The organism is Streptomyces kronopolitis (assembly GCF_050953795.1).
In the GTDB taxonomy this organism is placed as follows: domain Bacteria; phylum Actinomycetota; class Actinomycetes; order Streptomycetales; family Streptomycetaceae; genus Streptomyces; species Streptomyces kronopolitis_A.
The window spans coordinates 5,078,661-5,097,755 of the sequence record NZ_CP191850.1 but is presented as its reverse complement, the minus strand read 5'-3'; the positions used below and the strand labels follow the sequence as shown (position 1 = coordinate 5,097,755).

The following is a 19,095-nucleotide window of genomic DNA, read 5'->3' as shown; positions in this document are numbered from 1 at the left end:
GCGGGCGCCCTGGGTGGGGGGCGCTCGCCCCGACCGGGCGCCGGGGGGTGCTACCGCGTCCAGCGATGGATCTGCCCGTTCGGTTCCGTGTACGTCACGGTCTGCTCGGCAGGGGTGACTTCGATGCTGAACCACTCGCGTCGCGGCCGGTTGAGCCGCCGCCAAAGCTGGTGGGCCGCCTCCATCGGTGCCCACAGATCGCGCGGCCCGTTGTACATCACCCGGGACGTCCCCTCGGGCGTGTCCTCGACGCGCGCGGCCGAGCCGTCCGCCGGGTCGTACAGCGTCGTGACGTGCAGGCCGCCGTCGCTCCGGCCGTACGTACGGATGAGGCCATGCGGCATGTGAAGCTGGGCGAAGAAGGAGAATGTCCAGTCATCCAACACCCGCCCGGAAAGCTCGGCATCACGACACGGGCAGTCGCGGATCTCCGGTACCTGCGCCTCGTCCTCGTCACCGCTCTTGAGCGGCATGAAGGCGGCGGGTGTGTGCAGAATGCGGCCGACCGCCGTCCCGTCCGGCAGCTTCGTGAGCCGGGCGATCATTCCGCCGGCGAGTGTGCCCTTGACAGGGACGACCAGGATGCCACCGGTACGGCATCGTTCCAGCCACAAGGGCGGGACGCGTCGTACCGAGGCCGTGGCGATGATGCGGTCGTACGTGGCCGCGGACGGGACATCCCGTGCACCGTCGCCGTGGAGCACGAGCGGGTAGAAACCGAGGCCGTTGAGCCGTTCGCGGGCCAAGGCCGAGAGGGTCTCGGATCGATCCACGGTGGTGACGTGCTTGTCACCGGCGAGGTGGCAGAGCATCGCGGCGTTGTAGCCGCTGCCGGCACCTGCCTCGTACACCTCGTCCCCTTCGTTCACGTCGAGGGCATCGAGCATGTCCGCCATGAGGCTCGGCGCGGTGGAGGACGACGTCGGTACACCGGTCACTCCGCCGGGGTCGGCCCGCTCGGCGTGTACGCCGTTCACTTCGGTAAGGAGGGAGTCGTCCGTGTACACGGCGTCGAACCATGCTTCCCCGTCGCCGTCGGTGATCCGCCAGGGGAGGAACCGTTCACCCTCGCGCCGGTAGAAGACGGGGACGAAGGGATGCCGGGGGATGTTGAGAAACGCTTCCACCAGCTGAGCCGACAACACCACGCTTCCACGGTCGATCTGCTGGGTGAGCGAGACGTGTGCCCGGATCAAGCGCTGTTCATCGTCGAGGATGTTCGTCACTGGCCGGCCCTTCCAGGTAGTCACAGATCGCAGCGGTAATCGGTAGTCCGGTCGCCTGCTCGATGAACCCGTACTGGCCGTTCGGGTTCACTTCCAGGAATCGCCACTCCCCCTCCGGCGTCACCGCGAAGTCGAACGCGCCGTACGGCAGCCCGAGCCGGTCCAGCATGCGCAGAACACCGGCGGCCACCTCGGGCGGCGGATCACAGATCTTGTAGCTATGGCTGCCGTAGTCGCTGCGCCAGTCGATGCGGCCGGCGTCGGAATCGGCATGGATCTCGGCCGCGAAGATCTGGCCGTCCACGGCGGTCAACCGCACCTCGTACGCCTTGGGTACCCACTCCTGGAACATGTGGGCGGTGGTCGCGATGTCCGCGTGAGGCAGGTCCTCGGGGTTGACGATGCTCGCGTACACGGCAGCCGTCTGCCCGCGTACCGTGCCACGCACATGGAAGAAAGGCTTGTACATGAGCGGACCACCGAGGGAGTCGGCGAAGTCCTTTGCCGCGGCTGGGTCGTTGGTGATGAGAGTGCGGGGAACGTTCAGTCCCACGCCGGCCGCGACGCGCAGTTGCAGCGGCTTGTACTCGGCATCCGCCGCCCTTCCCGGTGGGGGCAGCCACCTGCACGATAGAGCCGTCAGCAGTCCACCGAAGCCCCACCGGGCTTCGGTCTCGGCGACCCTGCGGGCTTCGGCGGCCATCTGCTCGGGAAACGTCGGACGGGTCGGGCGACGGTAATAGACGGAGCGCACCGAACCCAGGTCGAGGGTACGGCGGTCGTTGTTCAGCGTGCCGTGCCAGCGGTTCCCGCTGAGACTCGCGGCGAGCGTGAGCCTCTGCGGGAACTCGGCCATATCGGCCCGGAAGACGGGCACGGCGCGCCGGTTCAGCTCCTCCACCACCAGATCGCAGGTCGGGTCGAAGCGACCCGCCAGGATGAGAATGTGCCCGGCGCCCGTCATCAGTCGTCGCTCGGTCCGGGGTCGTCCGGCGCGTCCATCTGGCCCGTGGGCGCCGTCGGCCCATAGGTCTTCGGCGGATTCTTGGTCATGTAGACGCCCGGCGGCATGTCCTCATAGACGCCCGTCTGCGACTCCTCGTCGTAGACGACATCGCTCGGCAGGATGCCGCCCGTGGCCGTAACGGGGGTGAGGAAGCGGAACGCGAACGGAGCCGGCCCCTGGTGGCCGGACAGCTCCGGCATGGACGCGGGTCCGCCGGTGCTTAACGGGAGCCGCAGTTCGGGGGCATCGAGTACCCTCCCGGCAGGCCGGTGAACCTCAACCGTGGTGGACATTGCTTCCTCATTTCTCGATTGTTCTCGATGGATGGATGTGTGCGGACGGGAAGTCCGTACACGGTGTCCGGCCGTTCATCCGAACGCCTCCGCCGGAAGCCTCAACCCGCTGCCCTGGCCGCTGAGGTCGTGGCCACCCGGAGCTTCATCGCCGTCGCGGACGGCATCGTCCGGCACGGGCAGACGCGCGCCTCTGCTCTCCGCGACGCGGTGCACGTCGACGAGGGAACTGGTCAACTCAACCGCGAGCAGGTGGATTTCCCCCGGGGTCCACGTACGGTCGGCGAGGATGCGATGTGCTCCCTCAAGGAGTTCGGCGGCGGAGTCGAGCTGCGCCTCCTCCATCTCGTCGGCGAGCCGAGACACATAGCCGGTCCCGTCGCTCACGAGGAAGCACGGATTTCCGTCAGGGCTCGCCCAGGGCAGGAGCCGCGGGGTGTCGGTGGGGCTCACCAGCCCGCCATCTCCACGCCATGAATCCAGCGCAGCCCGGCATCGGGTCCCTGCACAGCGAGCCACGGCGCACGGTGCGACCGTCGCTTCTGCCATTCCTCGGAGGTGAGGACGTATGGGCGGATCAGGGCCGCATCCTCGCCCCGCAGCAACACCGGCCCGTGTGCCGGGATTCGGCACGGCGCCCACGCCGGTACCTCCTGCTGCTGGACCATCGCACGCTCATCGCCTGGACGGTGACAGCCTGGCCTGGGAAGCAACAACCGCAACAGCGGTTCGAAGATACGGGCGATAAAGTTCGGCATGTCGACCTGCTTTCCTCAGGTTGGCCGTTCCCCCGGGCCGTCCCAACACGGTCGCGGGGGTCTCTTCGCCGCAACTGTCGCGCCTTGGCAAGCAGTCGTCTTCCCCACCATGGGTGTCCCCATCATGGGTAGGCTGGTGGCCAGACCATTGCGGCACACTGTCACCAGCAGGCGCGACGGGACCCTCCATGACGGCTTACCAACCGGCCACGGCTCTACCACGAGACTTACTGAGCCGGAATGATGTGAGAGCGGCGATTTCGGCTCACGATTTCGGCATCGTATTCCGCATCGCGCGGAGTGAGGCTGGTATCAGCTATTCAAAGATTGCGGCTGAGTGCGATATCAAGCCCGAACGAGTTGGCGCTCTGGCCCGCGGTCACGGCAGCGTCACCACCTTCGAAAAGATCGCCAAGATCGCAGATGCGCTACGCATCCCGGGTGACATGCTCGGGCTCGCCCCTCGCGCATGGGAGTCGGTCATGCAATCCGGCAGCCCGCCCGTCGTGTCCGCACACACCATCGTTGAGAGCCGGGACGGAGAAGACACAGTGCGGCGTAGGGAATTCTTCAAGGCATCGGCTGGCACTGGTTTGGCCGTCGGTCTGCCAGAGTTCAGCCGGATCAACACCGGCCGACGGATCGGCCACGACATTCCCGACCAGCTGCGGAAACGCACGGCCCGCCTGCGACGCCTCGACGACTTTCTGGGTGGGGGTGACACCTACCGCGTCTATCTCGGCGAGCAATTGGCGACCAAACGCCTGATGCGAGAGTGCGAGTACAGCGAGCAGACGCGACTCGCACTGCTCTCGGTGCTTGCCGAACAAGCGCAACAGGCCGGATGGGCCGCATTCGACGGAGGAAATCACGCCGATGCCCGCAGCCTGTACGAGGACAGCTATCGAGCTGCCACCCAAGCCGGAGATACCGCCCTGGCGGGCAACGCCTTGGCCTTCCTCGCTTATCAGCAGATCAGTGGAGACCGGGAAGCGGGGATTGGCACCGCTCTCACCGCATGCCGCACTGCTGGCCCTGATGCCCCTCCTGGCGTCCGTGCTCTACTGCATGAACGCCTCGCATGGGCTTACGCCGTCGCAGGGCAGGTGCACGGGACGGAACAAGCTCTCAACGATGCAGAGACGGCTCTCAACGAGCATGACGGAATGCTGCAGCCTGACTGGGCCTCATGGGTTGACCACAACGAACTCCAGATCATGACTGGCCGCTGTTGGACGGAGTTGCGGCGTCCGCTCCGCGCTGTGCCCGTACTGGAAGACGCCCTGGCCAAGTACGAGGACACTCACGCCCGCGACAAGAGCTTGTACCTTTCTTGGCTCGCCGACTCGTACATGTCTGCCGGGGAAATCGAACAAGCGGCCAGCACCGCCCGACGTTCCCTGGAACTGTCGGCCGGTGTGGCATCCGTGCGCCCACGTCAGCGCATCGAACCGACCCTGCGCCGGCTCAGCTCTCACCGCGAACTGTCTGCGGTGGCCGAGGTACTGGAACTGGCGCAGGTCTGAGGTCAGCCCGGTGCCGTCGTCGTCTTGAGCCAGTGCAGATACGCATCCGACCCCGCAACGATGGGAACCGCGGAGACCTCCGGGTTCTGCCAGGGGTGGTGCTTGAGCAGATGCGCTTCGACCTCGTCGTAGCGGTCGGCGCGGATCTTGAGGACGAGCTGCCATTCCTCGCCCGAGCCGAACTTGCCCTGGTGCCAGAACACGGAGCCGACCGGCCCGATGATGTGCGCGCCGGCTGCGAGCCGTGCGGAGACAACCGACTGCGCCAGCTTCTCGGCTGCTTCGCGGGTCTCCGTTGCGGTGGACACCTGAAGAAAGTCAGTCATGTGGCGACTGTAGTGGCGAACCGGCCGGACCAGGGTCGCTACGCGCGTTCAACGAGGCGGTGGGCGGCAGGACCGAGCCGACAGACGTCCCGATACGCAGCGCTCGTCGCCCCCTCACCCCTCCAAATGCCCCGCCCCGAACGCATCCGGCAGCAGTTCGGCCAGCGGTCGGATGCCCGAGGACGTGTCGCAGAGGAGATCAGGGCCGCCGTGTTCCCACAGGAGTTGGCGGCAGCGGCCGCAGGGGACGAGGAGGTCGCCGTGGCCGTCGACGCAGGTGAAGGCGGTCAGGCGGCCGCCGCCGGTGGCGAACAGGGCCGAGATCAGGCCGCATTCGGCGCAGAGGGAGAGGCCGTAGGAGGCGTTCTCGACGTTGCAGCCGGTGAGGGTGCGGCCGTCGTCCACGAGGGCGGCGGCGCCGACGCGGAAGCCGGAATAAGGGGCGTAGGCCCGGGACATCGCGTCCCGGGCCTGCGCGCGCAGTGCGGTCCAGTCGACCGGCACCGTGGGTGTCATGTGCCTTGTCCTCGGCGGTAGGGCCTGCCGTTCGCCTTCGGGGGCCGCAGTCGCTGGGCGGAGAGGGCGAGGACGAGCAGGGTGGCGATGTACGGGCTCGCCTCGACCAGTTCCAGCGGAACGGTGTCGGCCAGGAAGTACCAGCCTATGAGGACGACGGCGGCCACCGCCGACAGCGCGGCCTGGGTGCGCTTGGCGGCGCGCAGCTTCAGCAGCGCGATCACCGCGAGCAGGGCGGCCAGGCCCAGCAGCAGGGCGTGGACGGTGGGGCCGCCGCTGCGCAGCTGCATGGCGTCCATGAAGCCGAACAGGCCCGCGCCCATCGCGACGCCGCCAGGACGCCAGTTGCCGAAGATCATCGTGGCGAGACCGATGTAGCCGCGGCCGCCGGTCTGGCCGTCCTGGTAGAAGTGCACCCCGATGGAGAGGAAGGCACCGCCGAGGCCGGCCAGGGCGCCGGAGACCAGGACCGCCGCGTACTTGTACGCGTAGACGTTGACGCCCAGCGACTCGGCGGAGATCGGCGCCTCGCCGCAGGAGCGCAGCCGCAGGCCGAAGGACGAGCGCCACAGCACGTAGAAGGTGCCGACGAACAGCGCGATGGTCAGCAGCGTCAGCCAGGAGACGTTGGTGACGGCCGCGCCGAGGATGCCGGCCAGGTCCGAGACGAGGAACCAGTGGTGGCCCTCGACGGAGTTGAGCCAGTCCGACAGGCCCGGGACGGTGAAGCTCGGCATGTCGGGCATCGGCGGGGACTGCTTGTCGTTGCCGCCGGCCAGCATGGCCGCGCTGCCCTCCTGGCCGAACCACAGGGTGGCCAGGTACTGGGTGGCGCCGAGCGCCAGGATGTTGACCGCGACGCCGGAGACGATGTGGTCGACGCCGAAGGTGACGGTGGCGACCGCGTGGATGAGGCCGCCGAGCGCGCCGCCGATGATGCCGGCCAGTGCCGCGGCCCAGGGGCCGTGCTGCCAGCCGATCCAGCCGGCCGCGAACGAGCCGAGCATCATCATGCCTTCGAGGCCGATGTTGACCACGCCGGCCCGCTCGGACCACAGTCCGCCCAGGCCCGCCAGACCGATCGGCACGGCGGCGCTGAGCGCGGCGCCGAACTGGCCGGTGGAGGTGAGGTCCGCGGTGCCGGTGACGGCCCGCAGGACGGAGACCGCGACCAGCGCGCCGGCGATGATCAGCAGGATCCAGGGATAGGTCAGCTTGCGCCGCCCGCTCTTCCCGGGGACCGCGAGCTTCGTCGCGGTCTTGAGGTCCGTACTCACGCCGACACCTCCGGCTTGTTGTCCGACTTGTCGGCGGTGGACAGGGCGGCCAGCTCCTCGCCGACCTTGCGCTGCTGCAGGCGCAGCCCGTAGCGGCGCACGATCTCGTAGGCGATGACGACGCAGAGCACGATGACGCCCTGGATGACGCCGACGATCTCCTGCGCGTAGCCCTCGAACTCCAGGCGGGAGCCGGTGCGGTCGAGGAACGCCCACAGCAGGGCGCCGAAGGCCATCCCGACCGGGTGGTTGCGGCCGAGCAGGGCGATGGCGATACCGGTGAAGCCGATGCCGGCCGGGAAGTCCGTGCCGTACTGGAAGGACTCACCGAGCAGGGTGGGCATGCCGACCAGGCCGGCCGCGGCACCCGACAGCAGCATGCTGCTGACGACCATGCGCTTGACGCTGACGCCGCTGGCCTCGGCGGCCGACTCGGAGGCGCCCACGGCGCGCAGGTCGAAGCCGAAGCGGGTGCGGTTGATGCCGAACCAGTACAGCGCGCCGGCCAGCACCGCGATCACCACGAAGCCGTAGACCGGCTTGGGGTGGGTCGGGAAGGAGAAGAAGTGGCTGGATTCCGGGAGGAACTTGGTGTGCAGGAGGTTGCCGTCCTTGATGGCGAGGCGGCCGTCCTGCAGGAAGTAGCCGATGATCGAGGCGGCGATGGCGTTCAGCATGATCGTGGTGATCACTTCGCTGACGCCACGGGTGGTCTTCAGCACGCCCGCGATGCCCGACCAGATCGCACCCACCAGCATCGCGATGACGATGAGCAGGATGATCTGGAGCGCGCCGGGGAGGGCGATGGCCCCGCCCACGGCCGCGGCCGCGAACGCCGCGAGGCGGTACTGGCCGTCGACGCCGATGTTGAAGAGGTTCATGCGGAAGCCGATGGCGACCGCCAGCGCCGAAAGGTAGTACGGCACCGCCTTGTTGATGATCCAGACCTGGCTGTCGCTGTAGTGGCCGTAGTCGGCCATGATCCCGTAGGCCCGGAAGGGGTTCTCGCCGGACGCGAGGAACACCAGGGAGGAGATCACTATCGCGGCGACGATGGCCAGGACGGGCGCGGCGATCGCGAGGATCACCTTGTCGCGGGTGGCGCTCCTGGCGAGGGCGTCCACGGCCGGGTTCTTGCCGGCGTTCGGGGTGGAGGTGCTCACTTCTGCTCACCGTCCTGCTCGCCGGCGCCGTGGGGCGCACCGTCTTGCGTCGCGCCGTCCTCGGGCGCGGTGAGGTGGCCGCTGGCGGCACCGGTCATGGCGGAGCCCAACTCCTCCGGGGTGATGACTGCGGGATCCGCGTCCGCGACCAGCCGGCCCCGGTACATCACCCGCAGGGTGTCGGACAGCCCGATCAGCTCGTCCAGGTCGGCAGAGATCAGCAGCACCGCCAGGCCCTCGCGGCGCGCCTCGCGGATCTGCTCCCAGATCTGCGCCTGCGCGCCGACGTCGACCCCGCGGGTGGGGTGGGCGGCGATCAAGAGCTTGGGCCGGTGGCTCATCTCGCGGCCGACGATCAGCTTCTGCTGGTTGCCGCCGGAGAGCGAGGACGCGGTGACCTCGATGCCGGGCGTGCGCACGTCGTACTCGGCGACGATGCGCGCGGTGTCCTTGCGGGCGCCGGCCAGGTCGAGCAACTTGCCCTTGCTGTTGGGCCGCTCGGTGACGTGGCCCAGCATGCGGTTCTCCCACAGCGGGGCTTCCAGCAGCAGGCCGTGGCGGTGGCGGTCCTCGGGGATGTAGCCCACGCCGCCCTCGCGCCGGGCTCGGGTGGAGGCGCCGGACAGGTCCGTGCCGTCCAGGACGACGGTGCCGCGGTCGGGGCTGCGGGTGCCCATGACGGCCTCGACGAGTTCGGCCTGGCCGTTGCCCTCGACACCGGCGACGCCCAGCACCTCGCCCTTGTGGATGGTGAGGGAGATGCCGTCCAGGACCGTGCGCACGACCCCGTCGGAGTCGGTCGCGGACAGGTGGAGATCGCGCACGCGCAGCATCTCCTCGTCCGTGACGGTCGACTCGCGGGTCTCGGGCGAGGGGAGTTCGCTGCCGACCATCAGCTCGGCGAGCTGCTTGGGGGTGGTCCCGGACGGCTCGACCGAGGCCACGGTCGTGCCGCGCCGGATGACGGTGATGTCATCGGCGACCGAGAGCACCTCGCCCAGCTTGTGCGAGATGAAGATGACGGTCAGGCCCTCGGACTTGAGCTCGCGCAGGTTGTCGAAGAGCGCGTCGACCTCCTGCGGGACCAGGACCGCGGTCGGCTCGTCGAGGATGAGGGTGCGGGCGCCGCGGTAGAGGACCTTGAGGATCTCCACCCGCTGGCGGTCGGCGACACCGAGGTCCTCGACCAGCACGTCCGGGCGGATGTGCAGCCCGTAGGCGTCGGAGAGTTCCTTTATCCGCGCGCGGGCGCCGGCGCCGATGCCGTGCAGCTTCTCCGCGCCCAGGACGGTGTTCTCCAGGACGGTGAGGTTGTCGGCCAGCATGAAGTGCTGGTGGACCATGCCGATGCCGCGGGCGATGGCGTCGCCCGGGGTGTGCAGGGTGACCTGCTCGCCGTCCAGCGCGATGGTGCCCTCGTCCGGCTTCTGCATGCCGTAGAGGATCTTCATCAGGGTGGACTTGCCGGCACCGTTCTCGCCGCAGAGGGCGTGGACGGTACCGCGGCGCACGGTGAGATGGATGTCGTGGTTGGCCACGACGCCGGGGAACCTTTTGGTGATTCCGCGGAGTTCTACAGCGGGGGCGTCCGGGCCGGCCGGGCCACTGCTCGTGGATGCTGCGTTGATGGCGCACTCCCCTCGGGGATGACGGTGCGGAAAGGACGAAGAACGAGAAAGCGGGACCGGAAGGTCACAGGGGGCCGCGGGGACCGCCCCCGGGGGCCGTTTCGGCGTCCCGGGGTGGAGTGTCGTCCCTGACTGCGGCGTCTGACTACGGCGTCTCCTTGACCTTCACCTTGCCCTCGATGATCCTCTTCCGGGCCGCGTCGATCTGCGGCTGGATGTCCTTGATGAAGCCGCCCGAGGTGGCGAGCGAGACGCCCTTGTGCTTGAGGTCGTAGGCGTGGATGCCGGTCAGCGGCTTGTGGTCCTCGTAGCTCTTGATCAGGTCGAACACGGCCACATCGACGTTCTTCACGACCGAGGTCAGGATGTGGTCCTTGTACTGGGCGAGACCCGGCTGGCGGTACTGGTCGGAGTCCACGCCGATCGCCCAGACGCCCTTGTGCTTGCTGATCTCCTCGATCGAGCCGGCGCCCGACTGTCCGGCCGCCGTGTAGATCACGTCGATGCCGCTGTCGATCATGCCCGCGGCCTTGGCCTTGGCGGCCGCCGGGTCGTTGAAGCCCTTGTCGTTGTTCGGGTAGAGGTACTGCGAGACGACCTTGGTCTTCGGGTCGGTGTCGCGTACGCCCTGCTCGAAGCCGGCCTGGAACTTCTGGATCAGCGCGTTGTTCACGCCACCGATGAAGCCCACCTTGTGGGTCTTGCTCTTCAGCGCCGCGGCGACGCCTGCCAGGTAGGAGCCCTCGTGCTCGGCGAAGACCATGGCGTCGACGTTCTTGCCCTGGGGCACGGCGTCCACGACACCGAAGGTGGTGGCGGGGAAGTCCTTGGCGACGTTCTGCACGGACTGGCTGTAGGCGAAGCCGACGCCGATGACCGGGTTGTAGCCGGCCTCGGCGAAGGACGAGAGCCGCTGTTCGCGGTCCGCCTCGGTCTCGCCGTTCTTGGCGGTGAGCATCTTGACCTTGACGCCCAGCTTCTTCTGGGCGTCCTCGGTACCGCGGGCGGCCGCCTCGTTGAACGAGTGGTCGTCCCGGCCGCCGATGTCGAAGGCCAGTCCGACGCCCGCGTGCTTGGCGCGATTGGCCTCGGCGAAGCTCTGTCCGCACGCGGTGGCGGTGAACGCGAGACACGTGGTGGCGGTAGCCGCGGCGGCAATCCTGATGACCCGACGCACGGGGCCTTCCCTTCGCTCTAAGCGCCCCCTTTGGCGCTGGCTTGTGGGAGATTAACGCGCGTAGACCTGGCGCAAAACCCTCCACTGCGCGGACGTTATCGATTCGAGGCGTAGGGGCCCCCGACCGGAGTCGCCCGGCGATTTGCCGAGCGCGTTCCGGCTAACTGGGGAAAGGGGACGGTATGCACGTTTTGCGGCCGGTGGCCCGCTCTGCGCATTCGATCTTGAACGCCGCGGGGCACACTCCCGCCCGGATAGCCGGACTTTCGCGAGCAAGGCATATTTGTCCCTACTTGTGCCCCTGAAATGCAAGAAGCCGTACCAGATGTCTTGCACGGGACAGCGCCGGCTTGTTTGATCTTTTCCGTGGGGCGTCGTGCCGTTTGCCGACGCCAGAGGCCGGTGAACTCCACCGGCCCGCACGAGGGGATCCGGCCCTGGGCTCACCAGGGACCGCGTAAGCAGGGGGAATCATGACCATGGCCACCGAGCCGCGCCGCCGTACGGGCATCGGCGCGGACAGCGTCCGATATGTCCACACGCTCGGCCCGCACGGGACGAATCTGGAAGCCGCGGCCCACGAGTGGCTGCACCGGCGGGGCATCGACGGGACGGTCGAACTGCACCCCTCGCTGGAGGCCGCCCTGGACGCGGTGCCCGACGACGGGGAGCACGCGCTGGCGGCCTGCGCGGTCTACCCGGCGCTGCACACGCTGACGTTCGGGAACCTGCACCGGCTGCACATGGTCGACAGCTTCCTCATGCCGACCCACAACATGGTCCTGGCCAGCACGGGAGCCGACGCTCCCCGCACCGTCTCCACCCACCCCGCCCCGGTCGGACTGGTCTCCGCGGAGGCCGAGTCCCGGCTGGTGACGAGCAATTCCCAGGCCGCCATCGACTGCGCGGCGGGCCGCACCGAGGGGTGCATCACCACCATCGTCGCCGCCGAGCGCCACGGGCTGCGCGTGCTGCGGGACTTCGGCCCGGTGCCCATGGTCTTCACCATCCACCAGGTCTTCGCCGTGGACGACGCGCCGGCCGGCCGGCCGGAGACCACGGGAGCGCGGCTGTGACGGCGAGCGCCCCCCTCAGCTCCGCCCTGCGGGCCGAGGCCGCGGACCTCGCGGCCTCCCTCATCCCCCGGGTCAACCGCTTCCGCCTGCGCCAGGCCGACAACGGCGCGGTGCGCGAGCCGGGCGCCGCCGACCGGGAACTGCTCACCGGGATCCGGGACGAGGCGGTCGCCTGGTACGTCCGTAACGGGCGGGCCCACCAGGCCGACGCGCTGGCCGACGACGTGGCCGACTGGCTCGCCGAAGGCCTGGATCAGGCGCCGCACTTCGCCCGTTCCCGGGACGCGCTCCAGCCGCCGGCGGACGGGGCTCCGGTGTTCTTCCTGGCCCCCGCGCAGAGCACCAACAGCGTGCCGCCGGTCGGCAAGCGCCTCGACTGCTTCTTCGCGCTGCGCAAGGAGCCGGCGGCGCTGCCGCGACTGGCCGAAGACTTCCCCCATCCCCGGAACAACTGCCAGTCGCTGGTGCTGATCGCGGGCAGCCACGGCTTCGCGCACGGCAACTGCATCGTGTTCTTCCCCGAGAACGTGGCCGCGCGCGACAAGGTCGAAGAGCAGGCGTACGCGATGTTCTTCTACAACAAGATGCGGAAGATCCACGAGACGTACGCCCTGCCCGGAGCCGAGGCGGTGCTGACCGCCGACTCCGTGCCGCGGGCCTCGACCGGCCTGGCGCCGGAGGTCTGCTTCGAGGCCCGCGCGATCTGGGGCTATCTGCACGACTCCCTGCACTACCAGGGGCGTTGGCCGTTCGATCAGCACATCGCGCTGAAGATGAACTGGTTCGTGGGCCTCCTGGAAGAGACCAAGGTCGATGCCAGGACCGTCCTGGCCTGTGCGGACGGCGGGGTGCCGTTCGCACAGGAGCAGATCGACATGATCCTGCTGGAGCGCGTCTTCCGCTATCCGCTGGCGGACGACGCGACGCGCAACTTCGACTCCGGCACCGGCGTCTTCCTCTACTCCTGGCTGCGCGAGCACGGCGCGCTGACGGGCTCGCCCGAGGGCGGCGGACTGCTGCGGCTGGACCGGGACAAGGCGCTCGACGCCCTGCGCCGGTACGTGGCCACCGTCGAGGAGCTGGAGGAGCGGGTCACCACCGACGACGAGTACCGGGCCGCCGCGAAGGCCCTGGTCCGCGCCTATCTTCCGGAGGGCGAGGCCAAGCAGCGCTACCGGTTCACCGAGGACCAGCGCGTCCTGCTGCGGGCCAAGCGGCCGCTGGCCGGGCTGCCGCCGCTGCGCTTCGCCGAGGCGGAGTGGTGAGTCCGGCCGCGCCCCGTGCGGGCCGCGACGGCCGCCTCGTGGTCCCCGTCCTGTCGTGCCTGATGGTGCTGCTGCTGGCGACCGGATGGGTGGTGTCCGGGAAGCTGGTCAGCGACACCCCGCCGCTGGCCGTCGCGGCCGGCCGCACCGCCGCGAGCTTCGTGGCGATCAGCGCGCTCTGCGTGCTGCGGCCCCGGACCTGGCCCGCGATCCGGGCCGGCGCCGGCCGGTGGCGGGCCGTGGTGCTCCTCGCCTTCCTGGGTTTCTTCGCCTACTACACGGGGACGCTGCTCGGCGTCGACCGGATCGGCGCCTCCCGGGTGGGCCTGGTGGTGTCCCTCCTGCCGTGCCTCACCTTCGCCATCGGCATCGTGGCCTTCCGCGAACAAGCGGGCCCGCGCAAGGTCGTGGGGGCCGTCCTCGCCGTCGCCGCGGCGCTCGGGTATGCGCTGGGCGACGGCCCGGCGGGCGGCGGAGCCGGTGGCGGGGTGCTGGTCACCGGCGTCCTGTTCGCCCTCGCGGGCACGTTCGCCTACGCCCTGTACGGCTACGTCTACCGGCAGCACATGTCCGACGTGCCCCCCATCGCCGCGCTCCCCGCGGTCACCGGCGCGGGCACCGTCATGCTCGGGCTGGCCACCGTCGTCCTCGTCCCGCTGGGCACCATCGGCGCCGGTCAGTGGGCGGGGGTCGCGGCGCTCGGCGCGGTGCTCACCGCGCCGGTCTTCCTGCTCTCCCATGAACTGATCCTGCGCAAGGGCCCGTTGTTCACGTCCGCCGTCGCCCTGACCGTGCCGTTCCTGGTGCGGCTGGGCGAGTGGGCGTGGGGCGAGGCGCCGGCGCCGGGCGCGGTCGACTTCCTGTTCCTGGTGCTGTGCGCCGTGGGCGTGTGGATGACGGTCGCCGCGACGCCCCCGGCGCCGGCTGCGGCGCCCGCCGCGATGCCGCCCGCGGAGGACCACCCGCCCCTGAGCCCGGCCGAACCCGAGAGAAGCACCACGTGACAGCAGCACACGCACCGCGCCCCACCGTCGTCCTGGTGTACCAGCGCACCTCGCTCCCCTGGGTCTTCGACAGCGCGCGGCGAGCCGGTATCGACCTCGTCCTGGTACCGCGTCCCGACGAGACCGTGTCCCCGGACCGGCTGCCGCCCGGCGTGGTGGACGTGCTCCCCCTGGACGTGGAGGGCGATCCGGCCGCGGCCCTGGCCGCCCTCGTCGCACGGCACGAGGACGTGCCGTTCGACGGGATCACCACGCTCTACGACCCGGCCGTTCCGTTCGTCGCCGACGTGGCCGAAGCGCTCGGGCTGCCCGGGCTCGGCAGTGCCACCGCGCGGGCCGTGCAGGACAAGCGGATCATGCGCCGCCGCCTGGCCGGTGCGGGGCTGAACGTCCCCGGTTTCGTCGTTCTGGACGAGCCCGGTACCTGGGAAGCGGCCGCCCGGCTCGACTTCCCGGTCGTGGTCAAGCCGGCCAACGGCTTCTCCAGCCTCGGGGTGACCAAGGCCGACGACGCGGAGCGGCTCGGCGCCGTGGTCGACGAGGTGTGGCAGGTCTGCCGGAGCAAGTTGCACGAGGTCACGGGGCTGGTCGTCGAGGAGTTCCTGGACGGCCCGGAACTCGCCGTGGAGTCCTTCGCCCACCGCGGCACGGTCCACGTGCTGACCATCGGCTACAAGGGCGAGCCGGTCGGCCCGCACTTCGAGGAGGGCGTCTACCGCGCCCCCGCGCCGCTCGCGCCGCGAGTGCAGGACGCCGTGGTGCGCGAGGTCGTCGCGGCCCACGCGGCGCTCGGGGTGACCGACGGCCCCACCCACACCGAACTGCGGCTGCGCGGCGGCGAGCGCCCCTACCTGCTGGAACTCGGCGCCCGCATCGGCGGATCGGGCGTCTCCCACCACATCGCCGAGCACGTCACCGGAGCCGACCTGGCCGCCGACGCGCTGCGCCTGGCCGCGGGCCTCGCCCCGTGTTCCCTGCCCGATGCGCCGGCGCAGCCGGCCCGGGCGAGGGGCGCGGCGGCCAACTACATCGTGCCGTGCGGGGGCTCGGGACGGATCACCGCGCTCCACGGGCTGGCCGACGTGGCCGCGGATCCCCGGGTGGACCACGTCGTCCAGATGCTGCATCCCGGCGACGTCGTACGCCCCTACCCGCACTTCACCGGCTATCCGGCGTTCGTCCTCTCCCACCACCCGACCACGAAGGACGCGGAGGAGTTCCACCGGGACCTGGAGGACCGCATCCGCATCGACTACGCACCGGCAGGGGACGCACAGTGAGCATGCCCGCTCTCGACGACCGCGACGGCGTCATCTGGCTCGACGGCCGGTTCGTTCCCTGGCGCGACGCCCGGCTGCACGTCCTGACCCACGGTCTCCACTACGGGGGCGGCGTCTTCGAGGGCGAACGGGTCTACGACGGCCGGGTCTTCAAACTGACCGAGCACACCCAGCGGTTGCACGACTCGGCGCGGGAACTCGGCTTCGCCATCCCGTTCTCCGTCGCGGAGCTGGACGAGGCGACGCGCGCACTCGTCCAACGGCAGGGCATCGTCAACGGCTATGTCCGGCCGGTGGCCTGGCGCGGCAGCGAGCACATCGGCGTGGCCGGTGCGGGCGCCTCTGTCCATGTCGCCCTCGCCACCTGGGAATGGCCGCATGTCTTCGCGGCCGACGCCAAGGAGCGCGGCATCCGGCTGGGCACCTCGCGCTGGCGGCGCCCCGCGCCGGACACCGCTCCCGTCCGGGCCAAGGCGGCCTCCCTGTACAACATCTGCACCCTGGCCCGCGACGACGCCGACCGGGACGGCTTCGACGACGCCCTGCTGCTGGACTACCGCGGCCATGTCGCGGAGGCCACCGGAGCCAACCTCTTCCTCGTGGCCGGGGAGGTGCTGCACACGCCGACGGCCGACTGCTTCCTCGCCGGCATCACCCGGCAGACGGTGCTCGACCTGGCGGGTGACCTCGGCATCCCCGTGGTCGAACGGCACATCCGCCCCGGGGAACTCGGCCGGTTCGACGAGTGCTTCCTCACGGGCACGGCCTACGAGGTCCAGCCGGTCCGGGCGATCGACGCGCACGAGTACCGGGTGGGCAAAACGACCACCGCCCTGGCGGAGGCGTACGCCGAGCTGGTGCGCTCGGCGGACCGCGGCGCGCCGGCCCGCTGAACGCGGCGGCCCGCCCGGCCGTCAGTCCGCGAGGTCCCCGTCGAGGAGGGCGCAGGCGGTGAAGAGTTCGACGCCCACCCCGATGGCTTGTTCGTCGACGTCGAAGTCGCCGCGGTGCAGGTCGCGGTGGGTGCTCTCGGCGGGCGGGTGGACACCGAGGCGGGCCATGGCGCCGGGGACGTGTGCGAGGTACCAGGAGAAGTCCTCGCCGCCGAGGGACTGCTCGGTGTCCTCGACGGCGCCCTCGCCGCGGCGGGCGGCCATCGCGGAGTGCAGCAGCTGGACGGTGACCGGCTCGTTGACCACCGGCGGCACCCCGCGGACGTAGGTGATCTGCGACTTCGCGCCGTGCAGCGTGGCGACCTCGTCGATCGCGGCGTGCACCAGGTCCGGGGCCCGCCGCCAGGCGTCGAGGTCGAGGCAGCGGACGGTGCCGGAGAGTTCGGCGTGCTGCGGGATCACGTTGCAGGCGTGGCCGGAGGCCAGGCGGCCCCAGGTGACCGCGAGTCCGGCACGGGCGTCGACCCGGCGGGAGAGCAGCGCGGGGACGTCGAGGGCGACCCGGGACGCGGCGGTGACCATGTCGGTGGTCAGGTGCGGGCGGGCGGTGTGGCCGCCGGGGCCGTCGAGGCCGACCTCCAGCCGGTCGCAGGCGGAGGTGATCGGGCCCACCCGCAGTCCGATCCGGCCGGCGTCCACGCGCGGGTCGCAGTGGACGGCGAGGATCCGGCCGACGCCCTCCAGAACGCCGGACTCGATCGCGTCGGGGGCGCCGCCGGGCAGCACCTCCTCGGCGGGCTGGAAGATCAACCGGACCGGGCGGGGCAGGGCGCCGGTGCGGGCGAGTTCGGCGAGGACCAGGCCGGCGCCGAGGACGACGGTGGTGTGCACGTCGTGGCCGCAGGCGTGCGCCCGGCCGGAGACCGTCGAGGCGTAGGGGACCTTCTTGGTGTCCGGGATGGGCAGGGCGTCGATGTCCGCGCGCAGGGCCAGCAGGGGGCGGGTGGGGTCCGCGGCGAGGGCCCGGCCGTCGGCCGTGGCGTCCGGGGTGCCGATGTCGCACATCAGGCCGGTGCCGGTGGCCAGCACCCGTGGGCGCAGCCCGGCCCGCGCCAGCCGCTCCCTGATCGCCTCGGTGGTCCGGAGCTCCTGGTTGCCGAGCTCGGGGTGCATGTGCAAGTCGCGCCGGAACACACTGAGTTCGGCGCGCAGCGCGTCGGGGAGCGTGCCGGGGAGCTGGTCCCCGGCGGGGGTACGGGCGGTGCCGGCATCGCGGGACATCAGATGGTTCACCCGGCGAAGGTTACGGGCCCCGAGGGGGCAACTGTCCCTCGATCAACAAAAGTTCAGCCCGTTAGGGGAAGAAAATCTAGGCCGCTCGGCGCATGGACGGCTTGCGCGAAGGGTATGCAGTAGGGCTTCGTGCGCGGCGTACGCCCTCGCACAGAGGTCCGCCCGTCCTCGGTCCCGCCTCAGCCGGTGGCCATCCGCCGGGTGAAGGACAGCCGCTGGACGTCGCGGGCGGTGCCGGTGACGCCGTCGAGGAAGCCCTGCGCGCGCGGTGAGGCGTGGGCGGTCAGCCACTCCGGGTCGATGTCGCAGACCGCGACCTTGACCTCGGTGCCCCGCAGGGCGAGCGGCAGGGTGTGCACGACCGTGGAGGGGAAGCTGACGATCAGCCGTCCGATCGGGCCGCGCCGGGCGATCAGCTCCAGCGGCAGGTCCGGGCGGACGATCTCCAGACCGGTCTCGGCGGAGAGCCGGCGCAGCTTCTCGGTGCTCTCCTTGCGGTGCGCGAAGTAGCGGGTGGCGTGGTGCGTACGGGCCAGGGCGGCGACCGCGGCCAGATAGCGGTCGGTGTCGACGACGCCGGTCTCCACCAGCGAGGTGCCGACGATGTCGGCGGCGCGGGTGAGCCGGGGCGGGCCGAAGCGGCCGCGGGTCCAGGCGAAGTCGTTGGTGGTGACGCGGACGCCCGGCGGCACCTCGACGGGCATGGAGCTGAACAGCCCGACGGTGCGCCGCCCGCCCTCCGGCGCCGGGGTGAGCCGGCGCCGGGCGGTGGCCGAGAACGGCGCGAAGGCCAGGTCCCGGGCGCCGCGCCCGCTGCCGTTGCGGTGCCAGCGCACCAGCCGTTCGCCCTGGGCGAGTTGGGAGATGAACTCCATGGTGGCGGTGCCGTCGTCGACCACGACCAGGTCGCGCGCCCTGGTGAGGGTGAGCAGCAGCTGGACGTAGCGGGAGAACGGGTCGCCGATGACCACGCGCCCGGCCCGGCGCAGCAGCGGGGTGAGGCCGCCGATGGTGCGCACCGGGGCGGTGGGGCCGCCGCGGGCCTCCTCCCAGCGCACCGTATGGCCTTCGTCGCGGGCGAGTTCGGCCATCCGTCGCAGCTGGCCGCGGGTCATCGGGTCGTGCGGGGAGAGCACGACGACGGTGAGTTCGGTGGCCTGTGCCGTGTGCGCCCATTCCAGGGTGTTCAGCAGCTGCACCGGGCTCTCGACGAAGGCGAGCGTGCCCGTGCCGCGGGCGGTGGGGGTCCGGCCCCCGGCGTCGTCGCGGCGGCGCTGGCGCGGCACCCCCCGGAGACGGTGGGCGGGAGAGACCGCCGTCTCCGGGGGCGGGACCTCGGCGCCGGGCGGGACGGGCTCGGCGCGGGCCCCTTCGGGTGAGCTCACCTT

19 protein-coding genes are annotated in these 19,095 nt (G+C 70.6%); 6 read left to right on the top strand and 13 right to left on the bottom strand.

Going from position 1 to position 19,095, the window contains the following annotated elements; translation table 11 throughout:
- Window positions 1-50: 50 nt before the first annotated feature.
- From ACQP17_RS22630 to ACQP17_RS22610, 5 genes are all read right to left on the bottom strand, one after another.
- Entirely contained in the window at window positions 51-1,226 is a 1,176-nt protein-coding gene (locus tag ACQP17_RS22630) for a methyltransferase domain-containing protein (RefSeq protein ID WP_433857917.1), read from the bottom strand.
- On the bottom strand, window positions 1,204-2,190 hold the full coding sequence (tgmB, locus tag ACQP17_RS22625; protein ID WP_433857916.1) for an ATP-grasp ribosomal peptide maturase: 987 nt from the start codon (window positions 2,188-2,190) through the stop codon (window positions 1,204-1,206). The genes ACQP17_RS22630 and tgmB overlap by 23 nt, the downstream gene beginning before the upstream one ends.
- A complete protein-coding gene (gene tgmA, locus ACQP17_RS22620; RefSeq protein ID WP_433857915.1) occupies window positions 2,190-2,432 on the bottom strand; it encodes a putative ATP-grasp-modified RiPP in 243 nt (80 codons plus the stop codon). Before tgmA ends, tgmB begins: the two co-directional genes overlap by 1 nt.
- A 168-nt stretch (window positions 2,433-2,600) precedes the next feature.
- Window positions 2,601-2,978, bottom strand: coding sequence for a hypothetical protein (locus ACQP17_RS22615; RefSeq protein WP_433857914.1), 378 nt, complete (start codon window positions 2,976-2,978; stop codon window positions 2,601-2,603).
- Window positions 2,975-3,283 (bottom strand): hypothetical protein, encoded by a 309-nt coding sequence (locus tag ACQP17_RS22610; RefSeq protein ID WP_433857913.1) that lies wholly within the window; start codon window positions 3,281-3,283, stop codon window positions 2,975-2,977. Before ACQP17_RS22610 ends, ACQP17_RS22615 begins: the two co-directional genes overlap by 4 nt.
- 188 nt (window positions 3,284-3,471) lie before the next feature.
- On the opposite strand from ACQP17_RS22610, the gene ACQP17_RS22605 reads away from it, so the two are divergent.
- The gene (locus ACQP17_RS22605; protein WP_433857912.1) at window positions 3,472-4,809 is read left to right on the top strand and encodes an XRE family transcriptional regulator; all 1,338 of its coding nucleotides are present in this window, start codon (window positions 3,472-3,474) and stop codon (window positions 4,807-4,809) included.
- A 2-nt stretch (window positions 4,810-4,811) separates the two neighbouring features.
- Here the strand turns inward: ACQP17_RS22605 and cutA are convergent, their stop codons facing one another.
- The 6 genes from cutA to ACQP17_RS22575 all read right to left on the bottom strand — a co-directional run bounded on the left by cutA (window position 4,812) and on the right by ACQP17_RS22575 (window position 10,896).
- Window positions 4,812-5,135 carry a divalent-cation tolerance protein CutA gene (cutA, locus tag ACQP17_RS22600; protein ID WP_433857911.1) on the bottom strand — a complete coding sequence of 108 codons (324 nt, stop codon included), beginning with the start codon at window positions 5,133-5,135 and terminating at the stop codon, window positions 4,812-4,814.
- Window positions 5,136-5,249: 114 nt separating this feature from the next.
- Window positions 5,250-5,651 carry a cytidine deaminase gene (locus ACQP17_RS22595; RefSeq protein WP_433857910.1) on the bottom strand — a complete coding sequence of 134 codons (402 nt, stop codon included), beginning with the start codon at window positions 5,649-5,651 and terminating at the stop codon, window positions 5,250-5,252.
- Window positions 5,648-6,928 carry an ABC transporter permease gene (locus tag ACQP17_RS22590; RefSeq protein WP_433857909.1) on the bottom strand — a complete coding sequence of 427 codons (1,281 nt, stop codon included), beginning with the start codon at window positions 6,926-6,928 and terminating at the stop codon, window positions 5,648-5,650. The genes ACQP17_RS22595 and ACQP17_RS22590 overlap by 4 nt, the downstream gene beginning before the upstream one ends.
- Window positions 6,925-8,052: an ABC transporter permease gene (locus tag ACQP17_RS22585; RefSeq protein ID WP_433859979.1), complete on the bottom strand. Its 1,128-nt coding sequence runs from the start codon at window positions 8,050-8,052 to the stop codon at window positions 6,925-6,927. Before ACQP17_RS22585 ends, ACQP17_RS22590 begins: the two co-directional genes overlap by 4 nt.
- Window positions 8,053-8,087: 35 nt before the next feature.
- Window positions 8,088-9,629 carry an ABC transporter ATP-binding protein gene (locus ACQP17_RS22580; RefSeq protein ID WP_433857908.1) on the bottom strand — a complete coding sequence of 514 codons (1,542 nt, stop codon included), beginning with the start codon at window positions 9,627-9,629 and terminating at the stop codon, window positions 8,088-8,090.
- Between the two features lie 235 nt (window positions 9,630-9,864).
- On the bottom strand, window positions 9,865-10,896 hold the full coding sequence (locus tag ACQP17_RS22575; protein ID WP_433857907.1) for a BMP family lipoprotein: 1,032 nt from the start codon (window positions 10,894-10,896) through the stop codon (window positions 9,865-9,867).
- Window positions 10,897-11,369: 473 nt separating this feature from the next.
- On the opposite strand from ACQP17_RS22575, the gene ACQP17_RS22570 reads away from it, so the two are divergent.
- Genes ACQP17_RS22570 through ACQP17_RS22550 form a run of 5 tightly spaced genes read left to right on the top strand, consistent with a single transcriptional unit; the run spans window position 11,370 to window position 16,414 of the window.
- Window positions 11,370-11,972 carry a bacilysin biosynthesis protein BacA gene (locus ACQP17_RS22570; RefSeq protein ID WP_433857906.1) on the top strand — a complete coding sequence of 201 codons (603 nt, stop codon included), beginning with the start codon at window positions 11,370-11,372 and terminating at the stop codon, window positions 11,970-11,972.
- On the top strand, window positions 11,969-13,237 hold the full coding sequence (locus ACQP17_RS22565; RefSeq protein ID WP_433857905.1) for a DUF6421 family protein: 1,269 nt from the start codon (window positions 11,969-11,971) through the stop codon (window positions 13,235-13,237). Before ACQP17_RS22570 ends, ACQP17_RS22565 begins: the two co-directional genes overlap by 4 nt.
- Window positions 13,234-14,241 (top strand): DMT family transporter, encoded by a 1,008-nt coding sequence (locus ACQP17_RS22560; protein ID WP_433857904.1) that lies wholly within the window; start codon window positions 13,234-13,236, stop codon window positions 14,239-14,241. Before ACQP17_RS22565 ends, ACQP17_RS22560 begins: the two co-directional genes overlap by 4 nt.
- The gene (locus ACQP17_RS22555; protein WP_433857903.1) at window positions 14,238-15,521 is read left to right on the top strand and encodes an ATP-grasp domain-containing protein; all 1,284 of its coding nucleotides are present in this window, start codon (window positions 14,238-14,240) and stop codon (window positions 15,519-15,521) included. The genes ACQP17_RS22560 and ACQP17_RS22555 overlap by 4 nt, the downstream gene beginning before the upstream one ends.
- A 2-nt stretch (window positions 15,522-15,523) precedes the next feature.
- Window positions 15,524-16,414 (top strand): branched-chain amino acid aminotransferase, encoded by an 891-nt coding sequence (locus ACQP17_RS22550; RefSeq protein WP_433859978.1) that lies wholly within the window; start codon window positions 15,524-15,526, stop codon window positions 16,412-16,414.
- 21 nt (window positions 16,415-16,435) lie between these two features.
- Here the strand turns inward: ACQP17_RS22550 and ACQP17_RS22545 are convergent, their stop codons facing one another.
- Entirely contained in the window at window positions 16,436-17,695 is a 1,260-nt protein-coding gene (locus ACQP17_RS22545) for an amidohydrolase (RefSeq protein ID WP_433859977.1), read from the bottom strand.
- Window positions 17,696-17,886: 191 nt separating this feature from the next.
- A complete protein-coding gene (locus ACQP17_RS22540) occupies window positions 17,887-19,092 on the bottom strand; it encodes a hypothetical protein (RefSeq protein WP_433857902.1) in 1,206 nt (401 codons plus the stop codon).
- Window positions 19,093-19,095 lie beyond the last annotated feature (3 nt).